Annotated in this window: 15 protein-coding genes and 3 pseudogenes; 11 read left to right on the forward strand and 7 right to left on the reverse strand. The window is 44.8% G+C overall.

The window, feature by feature from the left end; translation table 11 throughout:
* Positions 1–4 precede the first annotated feature (4 nt).
* The 6 genes from DWY89_RS08285 (at position 5) to DWY89_RS08310 (ending at position 8393) form a co-directional block, all read left to right on the forward strand.
* The gene (locus DWY89_RS08285; protein WP_118523273.1) at positions 5–1090 is read left to right on the forward strand and encodes a TFIIB-type zinc ribbon-containing protein; all 1086 of its coding nucleotides are present in this window, start codon (positions 5–7) and stop codon (positions 1088–1090) included.
* Positions 1087–1968 (forward strand): TPM domain-containing protein, encoded by an 882-nt coding sequence (locus tag DWY89_RS08290; RefSeq protein WP_118523272.1) that lies wholly within the window; start codon positions 1087–1089, stop codon positions 1966–1968. Before DWY89_RS08285 ends, DWY89_RS08290 begins: the two co-directional genes overlap by 4 nt.
* A 37-nt stretch (positions 1969–2005) precedes the next feature.
* The gene (locus tag DWY89_RS08295) at positions 2006–3517 is read left to right on the forward strand and encodes a sel1 repeat family protein (RefSeq protein WP_243022799.1); all 1512 of its coding nucleotides are present in this window, start codon (positions 2006–2008) and stop codon (positions 3515–3517) included.
* Between the two features lie 188 nt (positions 3518–3705).
* Positions 3706–5190, forward strand: a complete 1485-nt coding sequence (gene thrC, locus DWY89_RS08300; protein ID WP_118472626.1) for a threonine synthase — start codon at positions 3706–3708, stop codon at positions 5188–5190.
* Between the two features lie 118 nt (positions 5191–5308).
* Positions 5309–6172, forward strand: a complete 864-nt coding sequence (fba, locus tag DWY89_RS08305) for a class II fructose-1,6-bisphosphate aldolase (RefSeq protein ID WP_022360285.1) — start codon at positions 5309–5311, stop codon at positions 6170–6172.
* Between the two features lie 103 nt (positions 6173–6275).
* A complete protein-coding gene (locus DWY89_RS08310) occupies positions 6276–8393 on the forward strand; it encodes a glutamine synthetase III (protein ID WP_118472619.1) in 2118 nt (705 codons plus the stop codon).
* A gap of 113 nt (positions 8394–8506) precedes the next feature.
* On the opposite strand, the gene DWY89_RS08315 is transcribed toward DWY89_RS08310, so the two are convergent.
* Both DWY89_RS08315 and DWY89_RS08320 read right to left on the reverse strand, forming a co-directional pair.
* The gene (locus DWY89_RS08315; protein ID WP_118523271.1) at positions 8507–9877 is read right to left on the reverse strand and encodes an N-acetylmuramoyl-L-alanine amidase family protein; all 1371 of its coding nucleotides are present in this window, start codon (positions 9875–9877) and stop codon (positions 8507–8509) included.
* A 324-nt stretch (positions 9878–10201) separates the two neighbouring features.
* Complete coding sequence (locus tag DWY89_RS08320) at positions 10202–11989, reverse strand: phosphotransferase (RefSeq protein ID WP_118523982.1); 1788 nt, start codon at positions 11987–11989, stop codon at positions 10202–10204.
* A 629-nt stretch (positions 11990–12618) separates the two neighbouring features.
* Here DWY89_RS08320 and DWY89_RS08325 point away from each other — a divergent pair.
* Together DWY89_RS08325 and DWY89_RS08330 are read left to right on the forward strand one after the other, a co-directional pair.
* Positions 12619–14214: a glucan-binding protein gene (locus tag DWY89_RS08325; protein WP_118524179.1), complete on the forward strand. Its 1596-nt coding sequence runs from the start codon at positions 12619–12621 to the stop codon at positions 14212–14214.
* Between the two features lie 361 nt (positions 14215–14575).
* On the forward strand, positions 14576–16147 hold the full coding sequence (locus DWY89_RS08330; RefSeq protein ID WP_118524178.1) for an AAA family ATPase: 1572 nt from the start codon (positions 14576–14578) through the stop codon (positions 16145–16147).
* A gap of 203 nt (positions 16148–16350) precedes the next feature.
* On the opposite strand, the gene DWY89_RS08335 is transcribed toward DWY89_RS08330, so the two are convergent.
* Positions 16351–17994 (reverse strand): AAA family ATPase, encoded by a 1644-nt coding sequence (locus DWY89_RS08335; RefSeq protein WP_118524177.1) that lies wholly within the window; start codon positions 17992–17994, stop codon positions 16351–16353.
* A 228-nt stretch (positions 17995–18222) separates the two neighbouring features.
* On the reverse strand, positions 18223–19770 hold the full coding sequence (locus tag DWY89_RS08340; RefSeq protein ID WP_118468350.1) for a glucan-binding protein: 1548 nt from the start codon (positions 19768–19770) through the stop codon (positions 18223–18225).
* 99 nt (positions 19771–19869) lie between these two features.
* Between DWY89_RS08340 and DWY89_RS08345 the strand changes: the two genes are divergently transcribed.
* Both DWY89_RS08345 and DWY89_RS14800 read left to right on the forward strand, forming a co-directional pair.
* Entirely contained in the window at positions 19870–21315 is a 1446-nt protein-coding gene (locus DWY89_RS08345) for an RNA-binding domain-containing protein (protein WP_243022800.1), read from the forward strand.
* A gap of 75 nt (positions 21316–21390) precedes the next feature.
* A pseudogene (locus DWY89_RS14800) lies at positions 21391–21605 on the forward strand (type II toxin-antitoxin system YafQ family toxin); the annotation flags it as partial.
* Positions 21606–21836: 231 nt separating this feature from the next.
* Here DWY89_RS14800 and DWY89_RS08355 read toward each other — a convergent pair.
* Together DWY89_RS08355 and DWY89_RS08360 are read right to left on the reverse strand one after the other, a co-directional pair.
* Positions 21837–22124 (reverse strand): hypothetical protein, encoded by a 288-nt coding sequence (locus tag DWY89_RS08355; RefSeq protein WP_107001445.1) that lies wholly within the window; start codon positions 22122–22124, stop codon positions 21837–21839.
* A 102-nt stretch (positions 22125–22226) separates the two neighbouring features.
* The gene (locus DWY89_RS08360) at positions 22227–22547 is read right to left on the reverse strand and encodes an AAA family ATPase (protein ID WP_107001446.1); all 321 of its coding nucleotides are present in this window, start codon (positions 22545–22547) and stop codon (positions 22227–22229) included.
* A 245-nt stretch (positions 22548–22792) separates the two neighbouring features.
* On the opposite strand from DWY89_RS08360, the pseudogene DWY89_RS08365 reads away from it, so the two are divergent.
* Positions 22793–23262, forward strand: a pseudogene (locus DWY89_RS08365) (glucan-binding protein); the annotation flags it as partial.
* A gap of 66 nt (positions 23263–23328) precedes the next feature.
* On the opposite strand, the pseudogene DWY89_RS08370 reads toward DWY89_RS08365, so the two are convergent.
* A pseudogene (locus DWY89_RS08370) lies at positions 23329–24180 on the reverse strand (transposase); the annotation flags it as partial.
* Positions 24181–24204 lie beyond the last annotated feature (24 nt).

Genomic DNA, 24204 nt, shown 5'->3' on the forward strand with positions numbered 1-24204 from the left:
GCGTATGGAGATACAATCATATAAGTGTCCAAACTGCGGCGGCGGGCTGGTGTTTGATCCGAAGACGCAGAAATTTAAATGTGAATACTGCCTCTCAGCGTTTACGGAAGAGACGTTGAAAGAGATGGAAGAGGCAGCCAGAAAGTCAGAGGAAGCTTCGAAGCCGGGTGGAATGCCGGAAGCGGAAAAGATAGAGAGCCAGAAGCAGGCGGAGTCTAAGATGGTTCTCTATACCTGCCCGAGCTGCGGCGCGGAGATCGTGGCACAGGAGACGACAGCATCCACGTACTGCTGTTACTGCCACAATCCGGTGGTTCTTTCGGGAAGTCTGGACGGTAAATACCGCCCGGACGGTCTGATTCCGTTTGAGATCGACAAGAAAAAGGCAAAAGAAATCTTTAAAAACTGGATTCAGAAGAAAAAGTATGTGCCGGATGATTTCTACTCGCCGCGTCAGATGGAGTATCTGGAGGGAATTTATTATCCATATTGGATGTATAGCTGCCAGGTATCCGGTGAGATGCAGGCGGAGGCGCTGCAAAAACGCGTGACGGTGTCGGGGGAGATCGAGTATATCGAGACGAGCCGTTACCATCTGGAGAAAAAGGCGGAGCTTCCCATCAAGGATGTGGCGCGCAACGCGTTAAAGCAGGCGGACCGCAGCCTTGCCGAGACCGTGCTTCCGTTTGATATGAAGAAGCTGCGCCCGTTTCAGGCAGGCTATTTTCTGGGATTTAGGGCGGAGCGGCGCGACCGAGAAAAGGAAGAATTTGCACAGGAGATTGAGCAGGAGATCAAGCAGTATACGAGAGAATCCCTGCAAAATAGCGTCTCCGGCTACGATCATGTGGATATCCGGAACCACAGGGAGACCATCACGGGGGAAAAATGGAACTATGCCATGCTTCCGGTGTGGATGATGACCTATCCGGATCCGAAGAGCGGTCAGATGTACTATTTTGCGATGAATGGGGAAAATGGAAAGGTCTGCGGCGTCCTGCCGGTTGATTCGAAAAAACTGGCGCGCCTGTTTTTGACGATTTTCATTCCTGTGTTTGTACTTTTGCTGCTGGGAGGATACCTGATATGATAGAGAATCAAAATGCGGGAGTCACACAGAAAAAGAAGAAATATGGACGGCTGAAAGATTTTATATGCTTCTCCGTTGCAGCATTTATTTCATTTTCACAGGTCAGCCCTATATGGGCGGCGGAAGGCACGCGCGTCTTCGACGAGGCGGGACTGTTCAGCGCGGAAGAAGTGCAGGAGCTGGAGACACGGATCGATGAGGTGCGTGATTCACAGGATGCCGATCTGGCGGTACTGACAGTCGAGGACGCACAGGGAGAATCGGCGGAAAGCTATGCCGATGATTTTTACGACAGCCACGGACTGGGCGTCGGGGACGATGCGAGTGGTATTCTGCTTTCGATCGATATGGACAACCGGGAGATATACGTTTCTACCACCGGGTATGCGATGAAGGTGCTGACGGATGCGCGGGTAGAGAAGGTGCTGGATGCGGCATATGACAGCGTGGCGGATGGAAACTATGCGGAAGGCGCTCTGGGGGCGATCGACAGCATCGAAAATTATCTGGAGATGGGCGTTCCGGCGGGACAATATACGCAGGTGCGCGAGGAGAAAAAACATTCCCTGGAATGGTATGAGGCGCTGTTTGCGGCGGTCGCGGCAGCGATCGTGGCGGCACTCCCGTGCTTTTCGGTGATGCGCCAGTATAAGATGCAGAAAGAACACCGCCAGTCGCTGGGTTTCCATATGGCATACCGAGCAGACAGTGCGCTGCATTTTGTCCAAAATGAGGAGCAGTTTGTAAACCGGTCGGTAGTGACCAGACGGATTCCAAAAAATCCGGGTCCGGGCGCTTCGGGCGGTTCGGCTGGAAGGACGACCATACATCAGGGCAGCAGCGGAAGGATGCACGGCGGCGGAGGCAGAAAGTTTTAATTGATACAATTTCGTGTGGAAGGCGGATGAATGATATATGACAATCCTGATGACAGGCTTATGTGAGAAAGGTGCAGACCAGATCTGGAAACAGTGTAACGATGCGATGTACGCCCAGGGAGTTACCTGGCTGGAAGAGGCGGCATATGCGGGCGATGCGGAAGCATGGTTCTTTTTAGGACACTGTTACAGCTGGGGGGACGGGGCTGTCGGGTTCAATGAGAAAAAAGCGTATGAATGTTACCTGCGGGGGGCTTCGGCGGGAAGTGCCCGGGCAGTGTTAGGAGCGCTGCGCGCCGGTCAGTATGACGAACAGATGAAGCGGTCGGCACGTTATTCCATCGAGGAAAGTTACCGTCAGGTGCGGGATGCCGCTGAGATGGGCGATGTCTATGCCGCGTGGCAGATGGGCGAGGCAGTTGAGTGGGAAGATCTGGCCGATTATATGCCGCAGACTGAGAGCGCCCGTGAGCAGTGTCTCTTCTGGTACGAACGGGCGGCGGACGGCGGCATTATCCCGGCGATGGTTAAGATGGGAAAATGCTGCCAGAATGGTACATACCGGGAAAAAGATGAAAAAGAGGCACTTCGCTGGGCGAATCAGTGCGCCGCCAGTGGGGAGGTCTGGGGACTCTTCCAGATGGGGGAACATTATCGCCAGGAAGAAGACTGGGAAGTTGCATTCCAATATGACTATGCGGCGGCAAAGCAGGGGTCTTCCCGCGCTATGCTGTATCTGGGGCAGATGTACTTAAACGGACAGGGCACAGAGCGCGATATCCAGGCGGCCGTCCAGGCGCTGGAAAACGCCGCGGCGCGGAACGAGGCGGAGAGCTTTGAAGAACTTGGAAATCTGTTCTATCAGGATGAACTGGTGGAGCGCGATGATGAAAAAGCGTTTTACTGGTATGGAAAAGCATATGCGGCAGGCATCAAAGAGGCGGCGCTTCCGTTAGCCCGCCTGTATCTGCGCCCGTCCGACGAGCAGGACACCGTCCGGGCAGAAAAACTTCTGCGGGAGGCAGCTGGGATCGAGACGGACGGACAGGCAAGTCTGGCGCTTGGAAATATCTATCGGGATGGTCTGAACGGCGAGATTGATATGAAGCAGGCGGTTTCCTGGTACGAAAAAGGCGCTTCGCAGGGAAATCCAGAGTGCATGGAGATTCTTGGATGCCTGTATTTCCAGGGCGAAGAGGGAGTAGACCGCGATTATGCAAAAGCATTTGAGTGGCTGAACCGGTGCGAAGAAGCCGGAAGCCTGCAGTCTGCATCCAAGTTAGGCTATCTCTATATGAAGGGAGAAGGCTGCACCGCCGATGAAAATAAGGCGAAGGAGCTTTTTGAGCGGGCGGCACAGACGGAATGTGACGGATATGCACTCTATGAGCTTGGATTTATCTACGAACGGAAAAATGAATCCCCGGAAGATCTCGAGCGGGCGGCACAGTGCTACCAGAAGGCGATCGAGATGGGAAATGAGAGTGCTTCACGGCGGTTTTCCCATTTTAAGAAGGGATTGTTTGGGCGCTGGAAGATCACGTATTAAGGGGGAATTTTTCTTGCGCTGTGCCATAAAGTATGATAGAATTTTTAACTAAAGTGAGCAGGGGGTCCCGTAACTTTGCGGGAGAACTGCAAAACCACACAGAACACTTACATGGCAGAAAGTTTGACTCCGGCATCCTTTGCAAAGATGGGGACGATGGGGAAAGATAAAAAGAGAGGATGAAAATCATGGCAATCAATTACAGCAGTACCCGTGGCGGTGAAAACAACGTAACGGCTTCGATGGCGATCTTAAAGGGACTGGCAGCAGACGGCGGCCTGTTCATGCCGGATCATATCCCGGTGTTAGATTGCAGCCTGGAAGAATTATCCCATAAAACATATCAGGAAGTAGCTTATGCAGTTATGAAGCAGTTTCTGACTGATTTCACAGAGGAAGAGCTGAAAACCTGTATCGAGCGCGCTTACGACAGTAAGTTTGATACGGAAGAGATTGCGCCGCTTGTCAAAGCAGACGGAGCATATTATCTGGAGCTGTTCCACGGAAGCACGATTGCCTTCAAGGATATGGCGCTCTCGATCCTGCCGCATCTGATGACCGTATCGGCGAAGAAGAACCATGCGGAGAATACGATCGTGATCCTGACCGCAACCTCCGGCGATACCGGAAAAGCAGCGATGGCTGGTTTTGCAGACGTTGAGGGAACCAGAATTATCGTATTTTACCCGAAGGACGGCGTCAGCCGTGTGCAGGAGCTGCAGATGCTGACCCAGAAGGGCGCGAACACAAGCGTTGTCGGTATTTCCGGAAACTTTGATGATGCACAGAGCGGTGTCAAGAAAATCTTTGGTGACAAAGAATTTGCCAAAGAATTAGCAGGCAGAGGCTATCAGCTCTCTTCCGCAAACTCCATCAATATCGGTCGTCTCGTACCACAGGTTGTGTACTATGTATATGCGTATGCAAAGCTGCTTGAAAACGGCGAGATCGAGAACGGTGAGAAGATCAATGTAACCGTTCCGACCGGAAACTTCGGCAATATCTTAGCTGCTTATTTTGCAAAACAGATGGGTGTGCCGATCGACAAGCTGATCTGCGCGTCCAATGACAATAAAGTTCTGTACGACTTCTTTAAGACAGGCGTATATGACAAGAACCGTCCATTCATCCTGACCTCTTCTCCGTCGATGGATATTCTGATTTCCAGCAACCTGGAACGTCTGATTTATCTCTCCACCGGCTGCGATGCGGAGGAGACCAAGAAACGCATGGAAGAGCTTTCGAAAGATGGCAAATATTCGGTTACCGACGAGATGCGTGCGCGTATGGCAGATTTTGTCGGCGGTTATGCCGATCAGGCGGCAAATGCAGCCGAGATCAAGCGTCTCTACGATGAGACCGGTTATATGATCGATACGCATACCGGCGTTGCATCCTGCGTATACCATAACTATGTGAAGGAGACAGGCGATACCAAGAAGACAGTTATCGCATCGACGGCAAGCCCATATAAATTCTCCCGCAGTGTCATGGAGGCAATCTTCGGCAGCGAAGAAGGCAAGGGCGAGTTCGAGCTTATCGACGAGATGGAGAAAGCATCCGGCGTGAAGATCCCGCAGGCGATCGAGGAGATCCGCAAGGCAGAGATCCGTCACAACCGCCAGTGCAAGCCGGAGGAGATGGAGAAGACCGTTTCGGAGATTTTACAGTAAAAGTTACAAAATATTAAAATAATTGCCTGTTATTTTTTTGACAGGCTAGGCAAATACTGAATTATGGTATATAATAGACTCTGGTTAGATCAAAAAGAGACAACGAGGAGGTTTGTATATGTTAGTTAGTGCGAAGGAAATGCTTCAGAAGGCAAGAGATGGCAAATATGCGGTTGGTCAGTTCAACATCAACAATCTTGAATGGACCAAAGCGATTTTACTGACGGCACAGGAGCAGAACTCACCGGTTATCTTAGGTGTTTCTGAGGGCGCAGGCAAGTATATGACTGGCTTTAAGACAGTATCTGCGATGGTAAAAGCGATGATCGAAGAGCTGAACATCACGGTTCCGGTTGCGCTGCATCTGGATCACGGCACCTACGAGGGCTGCTACAAATGTATCGATGCTGGATTTTCTTCCATCATGTTTGACGGCTCCCATTATCCGATCGCCGAGAACGTAGAGAAAACCAAAGAATTAGTCAAAGTCTGCGCGGAGAAAGGTATTTCCCTGGAGGCTGAGGTTGGTTCCATCGGCGGCGAGGAAGACGGCGTGATCGGTATGGGCGAATGTGCAGATCCGAACGAGTGCAAGGCGATTGCAGACCTCGGAGTTGATATGCTGGCAGCAGGTATCGGCAATATCCACGGCAAATATCCGGCAAACTGGCCAGGCTTAAGCTTTGAGACGCTGGCAGCCGTAAAAGAAAAAGTAGGCGATATGCCGCTGGTTCTTCACGGTGGTACCGGTATTCCGGAAGATATGATCAAGAAAGCCATTTCTTTAGGTGTAGCGAAGATTAATGTAAATACTGAGTGCCAGCTGGCATTTGCAGAGGCAACCCGCCAGTATATCGAGGCTGGTAAGGATCAGCAGGGCAAAGGATTTGACCCGCGTAAACTTCTTGCACCTGGTTTTGAGGCGATCAAAGAGACGGTTAAGACAAAGATGGAACTGTTCGGTTCTATCGGAAAAGCCTGATGAATAAGTAAGGTTCATGACCGGACTGCAGGGATGTACATTTCGCAACGCGGATATACATACCGGCGGTCCGGTCTGTTTTCATATTAATGTGAGGGATTGAATGAGCGAGATTATCAATGTACCGGAAATTTTCGGAAAAAATGTGTTTAATGACAAGGCGATGCAGGAACGCCTTCCGAAAAGTGTTTACAAAAAACTGAAGAAAACCATTGAAGACGGAGCTGAGCTGGATCCGTCCATCGCAGATGTTGTCGCACACGCGATGAAAGACTGGGCGATCGAGCGCGGTGCGACGCATTATTCCCATTGGTTCCAGCCGCTGACCGGCATTACGGCAGAAAAACATGATGCGTTTATCTCCGTACCGGATTCCAACGGACGCGTTATCATGGAGTTTTCTGGTAAAGAGCTGATTAAGGGCGAGCCGGATGCATCCTCGTTTCCGTCGGGCGGACTTCGTTCCACCTTTGAGGCACGCGGCTATACAACCTGGGATTGTACTTCCCCGGCATTTCTGCGGGAAGATACGCTGGGCGTGACACTCTACATACCGACTGCATTCTGTTCGTACCGCGGCGAAGCACTGGATAAGAAGACACCGCTGCTGCGTTCCATGCAGGCAATCAACGAGCAGGCACTCCGGATTCTCCGCCTGTTTGGAAATACGACTTCCCACCGGGTGATTCCGTATGTGGGACCGGAGCAGGAGTATTTTCTGGTTGATAAGAACAAATATTTACAGAGAAAAGACCTGATCTACACCGGTCGTACCCTGTTTGGCGCGATGCCGCCGAAAGGGCAGGAGATGGATGATCACTATTTTGGAAGCATCCGTCCGAGAGTCGGTGCATTCATGAAAGAGTTAAATGAGACACTGTGGCGTCTGGGGGTCAGTGCAAAGACACAGCACAACGAAGTTGCACCAGCACAGCATGAATTAGCGCCAACCTATTGTCAGGTCAATCTGGCAGTCGATCACAACCAGATGGTCATGGAGGCGATGAAGCGTGTCGCAGGACATCACGGTCTGACCTGTCTGCTGCATGAGAAACCATTTGACGGAATCAATGGTTCCGGTAAGCACAACAACTGGTCCCTGACGAGCGACGACGGCATCAACATGATGAATCCGGGCGAGACGCCGCACGAAAATGTACAGTTCCTTCTGGTTCTGGCGTGCATCATGAAAGCAGTTGACAGACACGCGGATCTGCTGCGCGAGTCCACCGCGATTCCGGGCAACGATCATCGTCTGGGTGCGGCAGAGGCGCCGCCAGCGATCATCTCTATTTTCCTGGGCGAGCAGCTGGAGGATGTTATCGATCAGCTGTGCAGCACGGGCGAAGCCGCACATTCTAAGAAAGGCGAGGTACTTCAGACGGGAGTAGCGACACTTCCGGATTTTGTCAAGGATGCAACCGACCGCAACCGTACTTCACCGTTTGCGTTTACCGGTAACAAATTCGAGTTCCGTATGGTTGGTTCTTCGGATTCTGTTTCATCCCCGAACGTCGTGCTCAACACGATCGTGGCAGAAGCGTTTAAAGAGGCTGCGGACGAATTGGAAAACAGCGATGATTTTGACAGCGCAGTCCATGATATCATCAAGCGTCTGTTTGCAGAGCACCGCCGTATCATTTTCAGCGGAAATGGTTATTCTGAGGAATGGGTTAAAGAGGCAGAGCGCCGTGGACTCCCGAACCTGAAAGCGGGTATCGATTCTGTCGAGGCAATCCGGACCGAGAAAGCGATCAAGCTCTTTGAAGAATTTGGCGTGTACACCCGGACCGAGCTGGAATCCCGTGCCGAGATCGAGTATGAGGCATATTCCAAGACTGTTAACATCGAGGCGAAGACGATGATCGACATGGCAGGCAAGCAGATCATCCCGGCGGTTGTCAAATATACGACTCAGCTTGCTTCCTCCCTGACAGCCGTCCGGACTGCCTGTGAGGAGGCCGATGTCAGTGTCCAGAAAGAACTGCTTTTAGAGACCTCTGATAAACTTTCAGAGATGAAGGTGGCATTGGCGGCACTCAAAGATATCCTGGCAAAGGCATCTGCGATTAAGGATAACAAAGAAAAAGCATTCGCCTATCTGCATGAGGTATGCCCGGCGATGGCAGCTCTCCGTAAACCGGCAGACGAGCTGGAAATGCTGGTAGATAAAGAGTTATGGCCGTTCCCGAGTTATGGGGATTTGGTGTTTGAGGTGTAGGCAGCTTTTAGAAGGTATGATTTTAATTAAAAAGATTTTGACCATCGATATAGGCTATGAATCGTTGGTCAAAATCTTTTTTTAACAACACTTATATATTTTGCAAATACGGTTTATTTCCGCCCAGGACCCTGCGTCTGCCCCTCCTGAATCGTATCGCCCTGATTGGAGGTAAATCCGTTAATCCGTTTATCGGATGAATTTGACGAAGAGCCTGACGAGCTGGAGCTTGATGTCGTCGGTGCGGTGTAAGTCGTGCCGTTGCTGTAGATGCGGCTTGGTACATTGCCGGTATCGCTGGTGGAACTGCTGTTTGTCTGGTTATTCGAAGAGCCTGACGAACTGGAAGTCCCGCCCGGCGTGGAAGTGGAACTGCTGTAGCCGCTTCCAGGAATCGGAACGGTTGTGCCCGACGAAGAACCATTTGACGAGCTGGAGCTGTTGGAACTTCCCGGTGCAGTAAAACTGGTCGAAGGATCGGAACTATTCGAATTGTTGGTGTTACCTGAACTGGAGGTTCCTGAATTGGAATTGTTCGAAGCCGTTCCGCTTGGCCCCGAAGTGCTGCTTGAAGAAGAACTGCCAGACGAAGTCCCTGTTCCCTGTGAAGCACTTGGGTCAAAATAGCTGTCGCTCATGCCGGAGAGACTGGACGGTGGATTCTGGCACGCACCGCTCTTGGCAAAGGTGTATTTCACCGAATCAATCGTCAGGGTTGTGTTCGAAGCCATCTTACCGTTCTCATCCAGATAATAGTAGGTGCCGGATACCTTAATCCAGCCCTTCTGGCGGTGTCCGTACTCATTGAAATAGTACCAGGTGCCGTCGATCTGCTCCCAGCCGCGGCTCATATTGCCGTCTGTCTTGTCCATGTAGTAGGTGTTTCCGTTGCTGTCATTGAGCCATCCGGTCAGCATTTTGCCATCATGGAGATAGTAGTATTCATTTTTAATAAGCTGCCAACCGGTCAGCATTTTTCCATTTTCGTCGAGATAATACCAGGTGCTGTTTACCTTCTGCCATCCAGTCCGCATCGCCCCGTCCGTGCCGAAATAATACCAGGTGCCGTTGTCCATCTTCTGCCAGTTGGTAAACATCCGTCCATCCTCACCCAGATAATACCAGACTGTATCAAGCTGGAGCCAGCCCTTCTGCATCACACCATACTGGTTAAAATAGTACCAGTAGTTGTTGATTTTCTGCCATTTGGTCATCATCTCGCCGCTCTGGTTGAAATAATACCAGGCGGAAGTGGATGAATCCTGACGCCATCCGGTCACCATCTTGCCGGTCGAATCATCCATATAATAATATTTCTCTCCGATATGTACCCATCCGGTATGCTTCTGACCGTCGTCGGTCATGTAGTACCAGTAGTTTCCGTCCTTCAGCCATCCGGCCGCACGGCTCTGGGAAGAAGGAAGCAGCCCCATGGCACCGATCAGGCAGGCAAGCCCAAGCAGTTTTGCATATCTTTTCCGCATCGCGTATCCCCCTTGCAATGTGATTTATCGTTATTTATGATTACAGTAGAAATTAATATCAAAGATGTTGGGGTCAAAAGGCATTTTGACCCCTCTGATACCAGATTGCTCCGCACTATATGCTCCCGCAATCTTCAAAAACATTCGTAATTCGCTCATTTTTCTTTGAAAAATGGCTACTTACTCATGTTTTTGGCGGGTCCCAAGGTCAAAAATTCTCCTGCAAGCAAGCTTGCGTCGAACTTCTGACCTTTTGATCCTGGTATCATATCAAATTACTTTATAAGTATAACATAGATAAATGTAAAATACCTAACGGAAATATTACAATTTTAACAAGTCCTCGGAAACAATTTTTCGATAATAATTTTTCGCATACCGGTACATCACGATCGTGTAATCGCCAAATTCGCGTCCTTCCATACTCTTGAAGACCGCCCAGAGCGCCCACAGGAAACCGCCGAGCGCCGCATAGGCATACGTGACAAAGCGTTCTTCGTCTGATGGGGCGTGCTGGAGGTATTCTTCCAGAAGGTGGTCAAGCTCTTCCTGTGAATAATATGAATAAATACTGCACATCGCAATATCAATGAGCGGATCGCACATGCCTGCATACTCCCAGTCGATCAGACGCAGGGAGCCGTCCGGCAGAAACAGGAAATTGTCCGCAACTGAGTCAATATGGGAGAGGCAGCAAGGACGTTCCAGTGTATCCAGCCGATCCATCAGTTCATTCATCCGGGCGCGGACCGCCGGGTAGTCCTCGAACAGCATTTCCTCATGTCCGCGGCAGATCCTTTCATAAAAATCAATCCGTTCCCGAATGCGGAACGTGTGCGGAACCGTCACGCCGGAATGATGCAGCTTCCGCAGCATCTCCATGCAGGCGGCCATCTCCTGCGGATTCTTTGCATCCGCATTCCGAGCGCCCTCATAATACTGGGCGATCTTGTAGCCGGTTTTTCCGTCAAAATACAAAATATGTTCGGTAATGCCAAGCGGTGTGACCGCCTTGTAAACAGCCTCCTCCTCTTTCCGGTTAATCAGAAATTCTGTTCCCGGACCCGGAATGCGGCAGATATAATGTTTTCCATCCAGTTCAAACAGGAACGACTGGTTTGTCATACCAGATTTGAGACAGCGGATGTTGTGTATCGCTTCCTCTTTTACATTGAAAACGTGTGCGACCAGCTGCATGGCGGCATTGTCCGAATGATTCTGATATTTCGGATCAAACAGGCGCAGCTCTTCCAGGTTTTCAAACTCATAGACCTGATCCGCCGGCTGGCAGTTCATCGAAAAATCCAGTTCTTTGATATGATCGACGACAACCTGTTCCCAGTACCATTGTTCTGTGCCAGGCTGATGATAGGCTTCCTCAATGAGCGGAATCAGCTGGTTAGAAAAATCACGCGAGAGGAACGCAGGTCCATACATGACCCAGGAATCATGCCCACCGACCTGCACCGATGTGATACGCCCCTTTTTATTAGAAGAAAGACACCACTCTGACGTCTCACCTTCCATGTAAACGGAAGAGTACCACGCGCCGCACTCATACTTATGGTACATATTATTTCGAATCCAGTTGTCCGAGACAAGCAGATACATATTGCGACCGCGGAACAGCTCGCGGGCATGGTAGATCGTAGCCAAATTATTTTTGGTGGCGTACTCCGGGTTATAGAGGAGTTTGACCTGATATTTGTCGATCAGATATTCAAACTTTTCCTTTAAATAACCGACGATAATTGTGATATCCGTGATCCCCGATTCATGGAGCTGCTTGATCTGGCGCTCAATCATCCGCTCGCCAAACACTTCCAGAAGCCCCTTCGGTGTCTCAAACGTCAGCGGCACAAACCGGGAGCCAAACCCGGCGGCGGTAATGACGGCGCCATCCACTTTAAATTGTTCCAGATACTTAAGCCCCTGTTCGGTCAGCAGATATTTCCCCGTATCCATATCCGTCATGAGAAATGCCTTCTCCAGGCAGTCCCCAAGCAATTTATTCACAGTCCCCAGGGAAAGATTCAAAATCGAAGCAAGCTCCCGCTGGGTTACATCCGGATTCTCATAGAAACTCCGGCAGATCAGTCCATAGCGATCCATATAAAACCTCCTGAATTATTAAATTCTTTTATTTTTCTCTTATATATTCACGTATTTCGTCATCATTATAGATGGATAAGAGTGAAAATAGGTTCTAGCTGTTGTGTGTTCAAAAAATAAAATTAAAAGTGATATATGAACATTATAGCATAAACACAGAGAAAGTAAACGGAAAAAGCAATGCTGCGGGGGGAGAATAAAGACTGTTACTGGGCACGTATGCGTGAATAGTGACGAAAGGCTTGATAAGGTGGTCTGTGGGAAATAAGAAACGTAAAAAATACTGGAAATACAGGCATTTTAGCGGTTAAAACAGGATTGTACAAATATAAATACAATTACGAAACTATAAAGAATTTTCGTAAAAAATCCGTAAGAAAATGCACAGATAAATGTTATGGTATTTTGGAAAAACGTGTATTATAATGTGGGTGTATCGGAGAAAGGCAGTACTTCACAGGGAAGAGAAACATAGGAAATACAGACAATATTCCACTTCAAAATAAAAAGTTGGAAATTCTGTAAAAAAACTATTGATAATTTTCCATATCCGAAGTATAATGACCTGGTAATGCAGTTAGGATTTCGAGAAAAATATTTCAAAAAGTAAAAAGGAGAGTGCATTAATTATGAGAAAGCAGACTAAATTAGTTGCAGTACTTTCTGCAGCAGCTTTACTCGCTATGGGTGCTTCCATGACTTCTTTCGCAGCTGGTTGGGAGAAAGATGACGCTGGAGTTTGGCACTACTATGACAGCGATGATGAGATGGTAACCGATGAGTGGAAGAAAGATGGCGGTAAATGGTTCCATCTTGACGAAGATGGTGAGATGGAGACAGATACATGGGTAGATGATGACTACTATGTAGCTGAAGATGGTCATATGCTGACCAACGAGTGGAAAAAGACCATGGCTGATGAGGATGAAGATGATCCGGAAGACGGCGGCGAGCATTGGTACTACTTCAACAACAAAGGTAAAAAAGTTACCGATACTGATAAGAAGATCAATGGAAAGACCTACTACTTCAACGAAGATGGTGAGATGCAGTATGGCTGGCATGAGGATGACGGCAACGCTTACTACTTAGGTACAGAAGACGAAGGTTGGAGAGCTGAGTCTCAGTGGCTGTGGCTTGAGAAATCCGGTAACAATGAGAACGATCTGGATGATGATGATGATCTGGAAGTAGTTCTTGATTGTTCTGAAGATGACAACTGCGACGATGAAGGTTGGTACTGGTTCCAGTCTTCCGGTAAAGCATATCATGATACAGGCAAGAAGAAAATCAATGGTAAATACTACATGTTCAACAATCATGGTCAGATGCTGTATGAGTGGATTGATAATACAGCTGTAAAAGTTGGTTCTAATGCAGAACTGGATGGTAACCTTAATAAGGGTGTTTATGCAACAACCGACAACATGAGATACTACAATGTAGTAGAAGATGGTTCCAGAGGTAATGGCTGGTATCAGATCGATGGTGCTGAAAACCTGGATGCTGATGGTGATACAGACTGGTACTATATCGATGACGGTGAAATCAAATATGCTGATGGCGGTACCGCTGACCTTGCAACTTACGATGATGACGGAGCTGTATATGTTCAGAGAATCAAAATTGAAGGCAAATACTTCGCATTTAATGAAAAAGGTCAGATGCAGGATGGCTTACAGTACTGCAAAGCTGATGGTGGATTCTACTACTTTGATGACAATGGTTATCAGAAGACAGGCCGCGTAACTTCTGTAGAGAACGATGATGATGATTACACCTTCTACTTCAATACTAAGAACGGCAAGAATGGTCAGGGATATAAAGGTATCAAAGATGATTATCTCTACTTCAATGGTAAGAGACAGGATGCAGATGATGATTACAGACTGTTCTACTACGATGGAGATATCTATCTGACCAATACTAAAGGTAAGATCCAGAAATCTTCCAAGAAGTACGATATTGAGAACAAGGGTATCGCTGAGGATGATGTAAAGGTTGAGATTAGCAGCAAAAAAGTTCAGTCCGTTGAAACCAGCACTAAGAAATATACTGCGGATGATCTGAAAGAGATCGCTGAAGCTCAGTTCGGCGATGCAAAAGTTACAGATGATGCAATCGTATCTGTACCGTTCATCCAGCTGTACGATGATGATGTTTATACCTACACAAATCTGGCTGGTACTAAGGCTGTTGAAGGTTGGTTAGGATTAAACAAATAATTAATCTGAATTTTATTCGATTAGTCATTTGACCTAGGATAATTGAGAAGCGGTATTTCAGGATATTTCCTGGAATGCCGCTTCTTTTTTAGTAAAAAGAGCTCCGATACCTCGAAGTGTTTCGAGATGGCGGAGTTTTTTATGTGGTCGCAATGTAAATGAAGCCTGTCTGTATGACTGCATTTGCCCTCTGTCAGTTAAAGAATAGAATATGCAAAACTCTCTGCAGTACTATCATTTTGAGTTTAAGCATATCTTCCAAGTCTTGTTTCACTGATTCTTTCATGATATGATAATAAAAACAACAAATTATCATGATGTGTGATAAACGTGCAGTTTTATTAAAAAGAGAGGGAGCCATATGGGTATATATTTAAATCCCGGAAACGCAGCTTTTTCAGAAGCGGTGCATTCTCAGATCTATGTAGATAAAACAGAGCTGATTTCTTATACCAACAGTGTGCTGGCAACAAACCAGAAAAATATCTGCGTCAGCCGCCCAAGGAGATTCGGAAAATCCATTACAGCCAATATGCTGGCTGCTTATTATAGTAAGGGATGTCAGTCTGATACTTTATTTAAAGACCGAAAAATCAGCTGTTCAAAAGATTATAAAAAATATTTAAACACTTACACAACTATATTTTTAAATATCCAGGAATTTTTAAGTCGAAGCTCTAATGTAGAAGAATTGATTCAGCGGATCCGGCGTTCACTCATGAGAGAAATTCGCCGTGAATATCCAACGATTGATTTTTATGATGAATTAGATCTGACGGAAAATATGAAGGAAATTTATGCTGAAACAAATGAGCCATTTATTATAATCATTGATGAATGGGATTGTATTTTTAGGGAATACGCAGAAGATAAAGCGGCTCAGGAACGATATCTGGATTTCCTTCGCGATTTTCTAAAGGATAAGGCACATATACATCTGGCATATATGACAGGAATATTGCCAATAAAAAAATACGGTACCCATTCTGCGCTCAATATGTTTGATGAATTCTCGATGGCAAATCCAGGTGTTCTGGCGCAATATGTCGGTTTCACAGAAAATGAGGTGCGCTGCCTCTGCTCAGATTATCAAATGGATTTGGCAGAAATCAAAGAATGGTATGATGGATATCGCTTTGAAAAAGCCTCTTCTATTTACAGTCCGCGTTCGGTTGTGGCTGCTATGACTTCTGGTATCTGCGATTCTTATTGGAACCAGACCGAAACATTTGAGGCACTGCGCGGATATATTGACATGAATTTTGATGGGCTGAAAGACGATGTTCTCAGCATGATGGCCGGAGAAATGGTACCGGTCAATACAGGTAGTTTCAGCAATGATATGACGACATTTCACGGCGAGGATGATGTCCTGACTTTGCTGATTCATCTGGGATATCTTGGATACGATTTCAGCCATAAATCAGTTTTTATTCCGAATAATGAAATCCGTGGAGAGTTTGTAAATGCGGTTTCGGTTTCTCAATGGGGAGAGGTCTCGAAAGCATTAAAAAACTCAGCTGATTTACTTAATGCTATCTGGAGAAAAGATGAAGAAAAAGTAGCTGCCTATATGGAACAGGCTCATTTTGAAACATCCCATTTACAGTATAATAATGAAAATGCACTGAGTTATACTGTATCACTGGCACTCTACGCTGCCAGAAACTTTTATCAGGTTTATCGTGAATTTCCATCGGGATCTGGATTTGCAGATATAGTTTATTTACCGCGAAAAGAATTTCCGGATAAGCCAGCTTTGATTGTCGAACTAAAATGGAACAAATCGGCCGAAGGCGCAATTCACCAGATATTAAAAAAACAATATTTCCAGAATCTGGAAGATTATTCAGGGAATATGCTGCTGGTTGGAATCAATTATGATTTAAAGACGCGAAAACATGAATGTAAAATTTTAGAATTTAAAAAATGAAAAGCAAATTATTTGTCACGGCGGCAGTAAAAAGAGATGTTGATTGAGAAATCCTCTTTTTGCGGCCGCTGTGATTTGACATCCAAGTCGAATCTGAATCATTAAGCGGATAGCTTGATATAAAAGGACTCCGTCACTTCAGAGAAGTCTGAGGTGGCGGAGTCCTCTTTTTGTCAAGGTCGAACGTTGTACCGTTTACTAATTCAATCTTTCAAATATACCAGGCAGCGTTTCTTAAAAAAAGCAATTCCATAACACAAAATTTTATCATAGGAATCCTCAAATTCTTTTGCATACATTTTTTCATCGATCTGGGCAAGCGTGCTGGAATATTTCACTTCAAAAAGGGCCAATTGTCCATTTTCAGAGTCGTAGACAATCACATCGCTTCGTCCTTCTCCATGCTCTTTATTCGACTCCACCACATAACCGGCACCAGTAAAAATACCTGCCAGAAATGCATGGTAAAAGTCTTCTCGGTAATCATGATAACTGATGGTTTTTCTTAAAAGTTTATTCATCTCATCCGTCATCCTGTCGCTGTTTCCATCCCATACCGCATGAAATAATTCTGTGCGGTTCCAATGCTTCGTTGATTCGTTAAACCATTTTATAATTGTTGACTCAAAAATATCCTTGATTTCCCTATTCGGAATCATCATTGCGGTTGTTCCATCTGGAATAGTTTCTTGAATATCCATCTCTCGAACGCGCGTCAGATAACCGGTTAAATATAAAATACTCCATAAGTTATCTTCGGAAGAATGAAGATAATCATAGGTTAAATTTTCTTCAATTTTTTGGAAAATATATCCGCCGGACAATAATTTTTCCAATTTCATTGTGATACTGCTTCCTGCATAATCAATGAAAGAGCGAATAATTGCATTATCGCTTGTATTCTTCCAATAACTCTCAGGCTTCATGGAAGGATTATGTTGAAGATCCCGAAGATAATTCATCACATCCCACGGGCAATATACATCAAAGCATCCGAAATGATAACCGTCATACCAGGCTTTGATTTCATCCGAATATTCGGTAGTATTTGATTCCTTTAAAATCTGATTTACATCGTTTTGTGTAAAGCCAAAATATTCATTTAATCGAGAATCTGTGATGGTATCCGAAACAAAATTATTGGTTCCAGTGAAGATACTTTCTTTAGCAATTTTCAAGCATCCTGTCACAACCGCAAAGCAGAGGCTGGAATTATCTTTTAATGAGGTACTCATCATTGCTTTCATGATTTCCAGCATTTCCTGATAATACCCATTGCTGCTTGCTTTCGCAACGGGAACATCGTATTCATCCAACAAAAGAATAACAGTCTTCCCATAATAAGCCTGCATCATTTTCATCAAAATCAGGATAGAACCCTTTACATCTGTTGCAGATGCAGTCTGATTTTTTAGTCGTTTAAAAATCTCTTTATATGCATCGCTGACGGCATCGCTTTGCTCCAAATAAGAGTATTCGATGCATATCTGGGATATGACAAATTTCAGCATATCAAAAGCACTGTCAAATGTAATCCCATCTACATCCTTAAAGGTAATAAAAAGAGTCGGACGCTGATTCATCCATGTTTGACAAATAGCTGATTCATGACTGATTTCCAAATCTTGAAATAACGAATGGTTATCATGTCGAATATCGAAAAAATGTTCCAGCATACTCATAGCCAGCGTCTTTCCAAATCGTCTGGGGCGAGTAATCAGCGTGACGTTTGCTGTGCTTTTCTTTAATAATTCCGAAATGAGTCCCGTTTTATCCACATAGTAATATCCATTTTCACGTATCTGAGAAAAATCCGAGACGCCAACCGGAATATTAAGATTCGTCATAGAATCATCGCTCCTTTCGAAAAATCAGGCTGTTTTTATTATCATATCATGAAAGGCTGGGGGAAACAAGGTGGAGAAAGAGATTGAAAAGATAGAAAAAGTCCCCTGGGAATCACCCTAACAAAAAAGGGTTGTTACACCATATAAGTGCACAACCCTTTTCATTTTATTCAGATCTGCCACACGTTTGTGTAACAGCTCTTCTTTAAATGTTATTTGAGATATAGATTATTTATTAGCTACAGCGTTCTGTGCTGCCTCGTAAGCATCTGTATTCTCGTAGTGTGTAACGCCCAGTGCATCCTGATAAATTGCATTGTCGAACAGCTCAATCTTCGGTAATGTAGCGGCGTTCTTATAGGTGCCCTCAGAACCATCTTTAGTAGAAGAGGCAATCTCGTATGTGTTTCTGAACGTAAACTTAACGTCATCACCAAAATTTTCTACATCATACTCTTTAGAAGTAGATTTCTGAAGTTTACCTTTGTTGTTTACCAGATAGTATTTCTTATCTACAACATAGATTCTGTAATCATCATCTGCTTCCAGTCTCTTGCCATTCCAGTAAAGGTAACCGGATTTCTCACCTGTATAACCCTGACCATTCTTACCATTCTTGGTCTCGAAGTAGTAGGTGTAGTTATCATCCTCTTCTTCAACATTAGCAATCTTGCCGGTCTTCATATAACCATCATTGTCGAAGTAGTAGAATTTCTTATCGATCATCTGTAAACCAGTCTGCATCTGACCAATTTCATTGAAGCAGAAGTTCTTGCCATTGATCTTGATCTTCTTGGTATATACTTTAGCACCGTCATCAGTTAAGTCAGTATTGTTCTTCTCACCGTCATCAGCTTTCTTAGCCTTACCGTCTTTGAAGTAATACCAATCGGTATCATCGCCTGCCTTAAGTGCATCAGCACCATCGATCTGATACCAGCCATCAGCTCTCCAGCCCTCTTCAACTACGTTCATGTAACGTACTTCAGAAGCGGTAGCTTCGATGGAATCGCTATCCAGTTTTGCATTGGAAGCCACGTTTGCTTTAACACCATTGATCCACTCATACAGCATCTGACCATGATTGTTGAAGTAGTAGTATTTACCGTTGATCTTTTTCTGCTTAGCGTCTTTGTACATCTTACCGTCGCTACCGAACCAGTACCAACCTTCTTCATCACACGGATCATCATCATTCTGAGAATCATGGCTTACGGCATCTGCTGCATCTTTCTCATCATCATCTTCGGAATCCGGAGCAGCTAACCACAGCCAAGAAGAGTTGGTTCTAGCACCGTCATCCTCTTCGCCTAAGTAGTATACGTTGTTGTTAGAATCAGCATACCAACCATACTGCATTTTTCCATCTTCATCGAAGAAGTAAGTCTTGCCATTGATCTTTTTATCATCAGAAGTGGTCTTTTTACCCTTGCTGCCGAAGTAGTACCAGCTTTCGCCATCCTCGTCCGGATCATCCTGATCGTCATCGGACACGGTCTTCTTCCACTCGTTAGTCAGCATATGACCATCTTCAGCTACATAGTAGTCATCGTCTACCCAAGAATCTGTCAGCATGTTGCCGTCATCATCCAGATAGAACCACTTACCACCGTCTTTTTTCCACTCGCCTGTTACCATCTCATCGTCGCTGTCATAGTAGTGCCAAACACCAGCGTCATCTTTCTCCCAACCAGCTGCGAAAGAAGTCATGGAAGCACCCATAGCGAGTAAAGCTGCTGCAGAAAGTACTGCAACTAATTTAGTCTGCTTTCTCATAATTAATGCACTCTCCTTTTTACTTTTTGAAATAATTTTCTCGAAATCCTAACTGCATTACCAGGTCATTATACTTCGGATATAGAAAAGTATCGGGAGGTGGGATTTGTCGATTTTTCGCTTCTTTTTTTCGTTGACTTTTCTTTCTTTCCCAAATACAATAGAAGAAAGAAAGAAAGAAAGAAAGAAAGAAAGAAAGAAAGAAAGGTGAATAGTATGCTTTCGTTTGAGAATCAAGAGGTGGAATTTAAGCAAGAATATGTACCTGAGATTCGAAAAGAAGTAATTGCCTTTGCAAATGCTTCTGGAGGTACTATTTTGATTGGTGTTAGAAAAGATGGAGCAATTATTGGCGTAGATGATCCAGATGCAATCATGCTTCAGGTTGCAGGTTCTTTAAAAGATTCTATCGCACCTGATATTATGCCTTTTGTCAATATAAAAACTGTGGAAATTGACGGAAAAACGGTCGTTGAAATTAATATTGCAACAGGAACGAATCGTCCATATTATATTCGGGAAAAAGGTCTAAAGCCCAGTGGTGTATATGTTCGAAAAGGAAGTTCTTCACAACCCATGACAGATGAGGGCATCCGGGAAATGATCATTCAAAGCGGCAGATGTTCCTATGAAACAAGCCGAAGCATGAATCAGGATTTGACATTTGAGTATTTTGAAAATGAGATGCACAAACGAAAAATTGCGTTTGGAAGATCACAGATGCAAACATTAAAACTGATAGGTGATGATCATTTATACACAAATCTTGCATTGCTATTATCGGATCAATGTGAAGTAACAACAAAAGTGGCTCTTTTTCAAGGAACAGATAAAGCGGTTTTCAGAGATAGAAAGGAATTTTCTGGTTCTATTTTAAAACAATTGGAAGACGTTTATCAGTTTATTGATTTAAACAATAAAACGCAAGCCAGTTTTTCGGGTTTAATCCGTATTGATAAAAAAGATTACCCAGAAGAGGCAATCAGAGAATCTCTTTTAAATAGTATTGTTCATCGAGATTATTCGTTTAGCGGAAGTAATCTTATAAATATTTATGACGATCGTATAGAAATTGTCTCATTGGGAGGATTGGTTTCTGGACTGGAATTAAATTCTATTTTTCTGGGTGTATCGCAGCCAAGGAATCCTAATTTAGCAGCTATTTTTTATCGCATGATGTTAATAGAAAGTTATGGTACAGGAATTGGAAAAATTCAACGAGCCTATGGAGATAACGAAAAAAAGCCTTTTTTTGAAACAGCAAAAGGTGTTTTCCGTGTTACACTTCCAAATAGAAACGAAGGAATACAAAAGCTGTCAAAACCAAGGAAACGTCTGGTAGCAGTTTACCGACAGCCGCTATCTTCTGAAAAAGCTGAAATTCTCTCATATGTAGCAGAGCATAAAAAAATAACAAGAAAAGAAACCGAAGCGCTTTTAAATATAGGTACAACAAAAGCGTATAGGATCTTAAAGGAATTATCCAGTGCCGGAAAATTGCATATAAATGGTTCTGGAAAAAATGTTTATTATACAGGAGAGTAAGCGATTAGCTAAATCAGAACTTAAACGTGCAAACTGGAAGCTCGGATTCCGATTCAGCTTTGCTGACCTGAAAAGATGAAAGAAACCAAATATACCGTTAAATACACGACCGGTTTCAAAAAAGACTACAAACGAGCCATAAAGCGTGGCATGAAGATCGAGCTGCTGGAGCAGGTCGTAGCATTGCTGGCAATGGGCGAGCCGCTGCCGGATAAGAACCGCGACCATGACCTGTCCGGCGATTGGGCAGGTCATCGGGAATGTCATATTCTCCCGACTGGCTGCTTGTGGATGGTGTTTGTCAGCGTGTCAAAATTCTCATACTTGTCAATCAAGGCTATAAATTTCTCTGCTGATTTCTGGCTCTGCTCGTAGCCGGTAACAGCCTTTTCCAGTTCCGCGATCTCAATCTCAAGTTCGTCTTGAAACAAAAATGCTCTAAGTGATTTCTTCACTAACCATGACAAATATCATGATTAAGAAGTCACTTAGAGCATATATCACTTCTTGTTTATCTGTCTTTATTTTTCTTTTGGCTGCACGCAGCGGCTGAATCCCCGCTCGCTTACATAAAGTACGGCTGCGGCCGGAATTGCTGTTACGCAGACAACCAGCAGGTTAAAAATCCATTTAAAATTGGTAATGAAGTGCAGGCTCTGCGGAACTGTGATTTTATCATATAAAAATGCCAGAATCTGTGGATCTCTGGTTAAAGTAAATGCTAAAAATGCCACTCCGATTCCCAGCACAATCGCCATGCCAAAAAGGATTCCCCAGACACTCCAGGTTGTTTTTGTATTAGCTGTCATACTCGATTGCCTCCTTAAAATTGATGGCTTTAGTGTAACGCAAAGATGTGTTCCTTTTGTGAAGAATACATAAAATTTCTGGTTATCTTTGTAAAAAGTATTTTATATACAAAAAGCAGCATACAGAGGCACGATTTTCTTGTTTTCATCAAATACAATTAATGTTGTTTCGCGGACAATCGTCTGACTGGATATATGAGAAAGAATCGGAACCAAGTATTCAGGACTAATGTCTTCATCAAATGTCTGCTTAAGCTTTGGATTTGTATCAAAATTAAAGTAAACAGTATTTTCGTAATGGGTACGTCCAAATTCGAGAACAGAATAGGTTTTGCCTACCTGTCTGGCCCCCTGCAATATCAATGGTTTGCGATGTTTACTGTTTTTCCAGTATTCTAAAAATATTGTAATTTTTCGATACATGAAAACACCTCCCGATACTTTTCCATATCCGAAGTATAATGACCTGGTAATGCAGTTAGGATTTCGAGAAAATTATTTCAAAAAGTAAAAAGGAGAGTGCATTAATTATGAGAAAGCAGACTAAATTAGTTGCAGTACTTTCTGCAGCAGCTTTACTCGCTATGGGTGCTTCCATGACTTCTTTCGCAGCTGGTTGGCAGAAAGATGACGCTGGTGTTTGGCACTACTATGATAGCGATGATGAGATGGTAACAGGCGAGTGGAAAAAAGATGGCGGTAAATGGTTCCACCTCGATGATGAGGGAGATATGGAGACCAACACATGGGTAGACGATGACTACTATGTAGGCGAAGATGGCGCTATGCTGACAAACGCTTGGAAGTATACTATGTCTGATGATGATCAGGATGATCCGGATTCCGATGGTAAGCATTGGTACTATTTCAACAACAAGGGTAAAAAAGTTGCTGATCAGGATAAGAAGATCAATGGTAAGACATACCTTTTCAACGAAGATGGTGAGATGCTGTATGGTTGGCAGGATTGGCAAGGAGCTATTTACTACTTCGGTGAAGAGATGGATGGCGCAAGAACAGAGAATAAGTGGCTGTGGCTTGAGAAATCCGGTATGTTAGATACTGATGAGGATGTACAGAAAACAGTTCCTGGTTGCAGTGAAAATGACATCTGTGATGACGAAGGTTGGTACTGGTTCAATGCTTCCGGTAAGATGTACAAAGACGCCGCTAAGAAGAAAATCAACGGAAATCCTGCAAGTTTCTGCAGTTCCTTCGGATTGTTGAAGCGGCTGATATCACCTACTTCTGCAAGGAATCCTGACACTGTCCTGATTCCCACACCTTTGATCTCTAACAGCTTTTCAGTCATCGGAATCTTTCTTACCAGTTCTTCAATTAGAACCATAACTTCCTGTAGACGCGTATTTCTGGATTCATAGTCCTCCAGAAGCATTCGAATTTCCATTTTTCCAGACACCGCACCTTCTTTGCTTCCAACGCTGTGCTCAGCAGCTTCTATCAGGGTCTTCGCCCTCGCCTTTCCAACTGCTCTTAACTTCGCATCACGCCAGATTTGGTTCACTCCATCGATACCTAACGTCAGGATATCTTCAGGGAGTGGTGCTGCTTTAAGGATTAGCATTCCGCTCTTGGCATCCGGCTTTCCGTATACCGTCTTATATTCAGGAAAATATATATTGAACCAACGACTGATTCTGTTTTGAATTCTTGTAAGTTCCGCCTGTAACTGGAATCTTATGTTTGATGCTGTTCTAAGATCAGCATAAACACCATCCGGCAGATATGGGATCATGTAACGTCCCTCTCTAACTAATCCTGCTATAACTTTCGGATCCTTACGGTCATTTTTAGTCGGATTATTGTCGTCGAGTTCTTTTGATTTTTTCACATGGTGAGGATTTACAAGCACCGGTTTCATTTCATTATCCTGTAGAAACTTTCCAAGATTGAACCAGTAATGCCCTGTCGGTTCCATACCTGGAACCACCTTATCCTTCTCATGTCTTTCTTTGAGGTTCAGGATCCATTCCTTAAATGTCACAAATCCAGCCTCTGTATTGCTAAACTTAAATGGCTTCTTCGAATACTCGATTCCTCTGTAATCAAAAGCTCTGGC

The sequence above is a fragment of the Clostridium sp. AF27-5AA genome (assembly GCF_003478415.1).
Taxonomy (GTDB): Bacteria; Bacillota; Clostridia; order Lachnospirales; family Lachnospiraceae; genus Otoolea; species Otoolea fessa.